Source organism: Nostoc sp. (genome assembly GCF_035638895.1).
GTDB lineage: Bacteria > Cyanobacteriota > Cyanobacteriia > Cyanobacteriales > Nostocaceae > Nostoc.
Genome location: NZ_DASQZC010000381.1, coordinates 1 through 4,326, shown reverse-complemented (window position 1 = coordinate 4,326; position 4,326 = coordinate 1). Strand labels below are relative to the sequence as shown.

Sequence of the window (4,326 nt, the reverse complement as noted above, 5' to 3'; positions counted from 1 at the left end):
GGAAACTCCTGGCGCAGTTCTTCACGATTAGGGTAGGTAGCTAATAACTCAATCACTCGACGAACGGTAAGCCGAAGATTACGAATACAGGGTTGTCCATTCATCCGATTGGGATTGCTGGTAATGCGATCTAATTTCATGGAAGTAACTCTAGCTCCTTGCAAAAATCATTGTCGTATATTACTTTATGTCAAAATATAGTAGTTCTGATCTGATCTACAATGATAAATATTGCTCTACGTAAATTATCATCTTTAAAGCTGATGGCATCAAGGTCTGCATTTTCTAGATTAGCACTTTGCTAAAGCCCTTATCTTGCAAAAACTAGCAAAAATCTGCTAAAAGTGCTACAGGTAAATGGTTGTTAGCTTGAGAAGTACATATGAAAACTACAGGCATTCATCATGTAGCTATTATTTGTTCTGACTACGATCGCTCCAAAAAATTTTATGTAGAAGTTTTAGGATTTCCGATTATTGAAGAGACTTTTCGCACCGAGAGAAACTCTTATAAATTAGATTTACGAGTTGGAGAAAATACTCAAATAGAGCTATTCTCTTTCCCAAATACTCCAGAACGGCCTAGTAAACCAGAGGCTTGTGGTTTAAGACATCTTGCTTTTAAAGTTGATGATGTTGAGGAAACTGTTTTTTATTTAAAATCGAAAGGAGTGGACGTAGAAAATATCAGAGTTGATGAAATTACAAAGAAAAAATTTACTTTCTTTAAAGACCCTGATAATTTGCCATTAGAAATTTATGAAAATTGAGGTTCAGTATGATTATTAGAGAATATAAACTGTCTGATACTAAACTAATCATGAAGCTGTTTTATGATACAGTTCATGAAATCAATATTTGCGATTACACTCAAGAACAAGTTCATGCTTGGGCACCCGAAAATATGGATTATGAAGTTTGGCACAAAAGATTACAAGCCAAGCTTCCTTACATTGCAGAAAATAATGGTGAGATAGTTGGGTTCGCAGAATTAGAAGCTGATGGTCACATTGATTGTTTTTATTGTCATAGCAAATATCAAGGTAAAGGTATTGGTTCAAAACTCTTAATTCATATAGAAAGTACTGCAAAACTGCAAGGGATTAAACGACTATATACAGAAGCAAGTATTACTGCAAAGCGATTTTTTGAAAAGAGGGGATTTAGTGTAGTCAGAGAACAGCAAGTAGAACGGCAGGGAGTGTGGTTTCAAAACTATGTAATGGAAAAATATTTGTGAATGTTAATAATATCTGCAAATTATTAGCTAAAGGCAGTTTTTATCCATACCTCTTAATCCACCATCTGAGGGCGGCCGCATCTCAATTACTCCTCAAATATGAACCATCTTCTAAAGGTTTGTCGTTTTAAGAATTTAACGCTCTTCTAAAATTCTTGCTAAATAAATAATCGGTGCAGTCAACCTGCACCGATTAATAAGTGTGACTCGAATTGGACATCCCATTGTTTCACGCTAATGCTGAAGCTTGGGGTTTGGCAAAAATCATTCTTCCTGCTGTGGTTTGCAAAGCACTGGTGACTACTACTCGCAGTTCACCACCCACATAACTGCTGCCTTCTTCAACGACTACCATTGTGCCGTCATCTAAGTAGCCAATACCTTGACTGGGTTCTTTGCCTTCCTTGAGAATTTTCAAATCAAGGTTGTCACCTGGTAAATAACTCGGACGGACGGCGTTAACTAAATCGTTCACATTCAAAACAGGTACTTTCTGGACGCTAGCAACTTTAGACAAGTTGTAGTCGTTGGTTAGCAATGTACCGCTAATTTCTTGGGCAAAGCGCACCAACTTGGCATCGACTGTGGGAATATCTTCGTAGTCAATTGTATTAATCACGATGCGATCGGGATATTCTTCTTTAATGCGGTTGAGAATTTCTAATCCTCGTCTTCCCCGCACTCGCTTTTGATCTTTGCTAGCATCGGCTACTTGTTGGAGTTCTTGCAAGACAAACTGCGGTACAAGAATTTGCCCTTCCAAAAACCCTGTTTCAAGTAACGCTTCGATGCGACCATCGATAATGCAGCTGGTGTCTAAAACTTTGGTATTGGCGGGTTTTAGGGTTCCTTCCACTACCATCGATTCGACGGTGTTGGGATTAATGAACCGCAGTAAGCCTCGTCCGTGGGTGTCTGCCAAATTCATGCCAGTGACGGAGAGGATAATACTACCGACAACTGCCACCAATGGCTTAATAAATCCAAAATCTGCCGGGATGGGTAGCAAAAATAGTGGGGCTAGCATCAGGTTAGCTAGTAATAGCCCAATCACTAAGCCGATCGCACGAGTTAAAATCACTTCCAGAGGCATTTCTTTGATTTGTGATTCTAGGCGACGATATGTCGTCTGGAAACTCAGCCCGATCGCACCACCAATAATAGCGGCAAAGACGGCAACAACTAAGCGTAAAGCTTCAAGATTTGTTACCTGATCTAGTGTGCTATTGGGCAGTAGTTCAATGCTGTAGAACCCTATTCCCGACGCTGCCAGGATGAATGAGAAAATAATAATGGCGTCAAGCATGGTTGTCTTGTTTTCCTGCAACTGTGTTCACCGATAAAGTTAAGTATTTTTTATTTCATCGGTAAGATAAACTCATCAATATTGACTTACACTAAGGGTTTAGTAGGGCAATATCTGCAATTATTATAACCAAAGGCTTTTATCTTCATATTTTTCATTGTTTCGTTGTAAAACGACAAAACCTTGTAAAAAAACTACTTATTTTGTAAGAATCCAGAATTCAGAAGATTTTGATACCCAAACTTAATAAGTTTAATAAAATCAAGAAGTTATTGCACGCTTGATTTTACAATTATTCTGGCTCCTGGCTCCTGACTCGTGAATTCTTATCTTATTTTCATTGTCTCTAATTCGGAGTTGGCTTAACTTCATCTTTTCTCAAAATGAGTCAAAAATTTAGTATTTCTGGAATTGCGAGTTCTGCTTATGTGCATATTCCCTTTTGCAGACGGCGGTGTTTTTATTGTGATTTTCCGGTGTCTGTTGTGGGCGATCGCTTGCGGGGCGAAACATCTGGTACTATGTCCCAATATGTTGAGGTGCTATGTCAAGAAATTGCTATTACACCAGCATTGGGTCAACCCCTGAAGACAATTTTCTTCGGCGGTGGTACTCCTTCGCTGCTATCAATAGAGCAGTTACAACGGATAGTAACAGAACTAGAGAAGCATTTTGGTATTGCGTCTGGGGCAGAAATTTCGATGGAAATTGACCCAGCCACCTTTGATTTAGCGCATATAGCAGGCTATCGCAATGTCGGCGTGAACCGGGTAAGTTTAGGTGTACAAGCCTTTCAATCAGAATTATTACAGAGGGCGGGGCGATCGCACTCAGTTGAAGATATTTTCGCAGCTGTGGAACTAATCCACCAAGTCGAGATTCCCGAATTTAGCTTAGACTTAATTTCTGGGTTGCCGCATCAGTCTTTGGATCAATGGCAGGATTCTCTCTTAAAGGCGGTGGCACTTGTACCCACTCACATTTCCATCTACGATCTTACCATCGAACCAGGTACAGCCTTTGGGCGTTACTACAAACCTGGCGATACTCCAATGCCTACGGATGAAGCCACAGTCAAAATGTACCAGATGGGGCAGCAGGTTTTGACTAGTGCAGGTTATGAGCATTATGAAATTTCCAATTATGCTCAAGGTGGTCATCAGTGTCGGCATAATCGAGTGTATTGGGAAAACCGCCCTTACTATGGCTTTGGTATGGGTGCGGCAAGTTATGTTGACGGTAAACGCTTCACTCGTCCCCGTAAAACTAGGGAGTATTACCAGTGGGTAGAAGCTGGCGGTGTGATTGATTGTGATGTGACTCCCCCAAAGGAAGTATTGTTAGAAACGTTAATGTTGGGGTTGCGTTTGGCGGAGGGTGTCAGTTTGGCGGCGTTGGCGGAGGGGTTTGGGGAAGAGAAGGTGGAGGAGATTTGCAGGTGTTTGCAAGGATATTTTGATCAAGGTTGGGTGGAAGTTGCAGAGGGAAGGTTGCGTTTGATTGATCCCCAAGGGTTTTTGTTTTCTAATGTGGTGTTAGCGGAGTTGTTTGAGAAGTTGGGGTGATATCATTTCCGCTTGATTGCTTATTAAACCCGAAGAACCCCACCCCGTCAAAGCTACGCTTTGTCCCCCCTCCCCGCTTGCGGGGAGGGGTTGGGGGTGGGGTGTAATGACTGTGGTTAGCATAACTAATTATGCGGACATGATATTAGGAGTTATTTCTCCCCTATCTCCCTCATCTCCCCACTCCCTATTTACTCGAATGCAACTTTTCCGGCA

General features: G+C 41.1%; 5 protein-coding genes. 3 read left to right on the top strand and 2 right to left on the bottom strand.

Annotated elements, in window-relative coordinates; genetic code table 11:
* The coding region (locus tag VE944_RS18920; RefSeq protein ID WP_324980185.1) for a DUF433 domain-containing protein at positions 1-140 on the bottom strand (140 nt) is incomplete at its 3' end.
* Positions 141-382: 242 nt separating this feature from the next.
* On the opposite strand from VE944_RS18920, the gene gloA2 reads away from it, so the two are divergent.
* Entirely contained in the window at positions 383-769 is a 387-nt protein-coding gene (gene gloA2 / locus VE944_RS18915; RefSeq protein WP_324980182.1) for an SMU1112c/YaeR family gloxylase I-like metalloprotein, read from the top strand.
* Positions 770-777: 8 nt separating this feature from the next.
* The gene (locus tag VE944_RS18910; protein ID WP_414690140.1) at positions 778-1,239 is read left to right on the top strand and encodes a GNAT family N-acetyltransferase; all 462 of its coding nucleotides are present in this window, start codon (positions 778-780) and stop codon (positions 1,237-1,239) included.
* Between the two features lie 229 nt (positions 1,240-1,468).
* On the opposite strand, the gene VE944_RS18905 is transcribed toward VE944_RS18910, so the two are convergent.
* The gene (locus VE944_RS18905) at positions 1,469-2,545 is read right to left on the bottom strand and encodes a PIN/TRAM domain-containing protein (RefSeq protein WP_190728462.1); all 1,077 of its coding nucleotides are present in this window, start codon (positions 2,543-2,545) and stop codon (positions 1,469-1,471) included.
* Between the two features lie 383 nt (positions 2,546-2,928).
* On the opposite strand from VE944_RS18905, the gene hemW reads away from it, so the two are divergent.
* Positions 2,929-4,110, top strand: coding sequence for a radical SAM family heme chaperone HemW (gene hemW, locus VE944_RS18900; protein ID WP_324980176.1), 1,182 nt, complete (start codon positions 2,929-2,931; stop codon positions 4,108-4,110).
* The last annotated feature ends 216 nt before the right edge of the window (positions 4,111-4,326 follow it).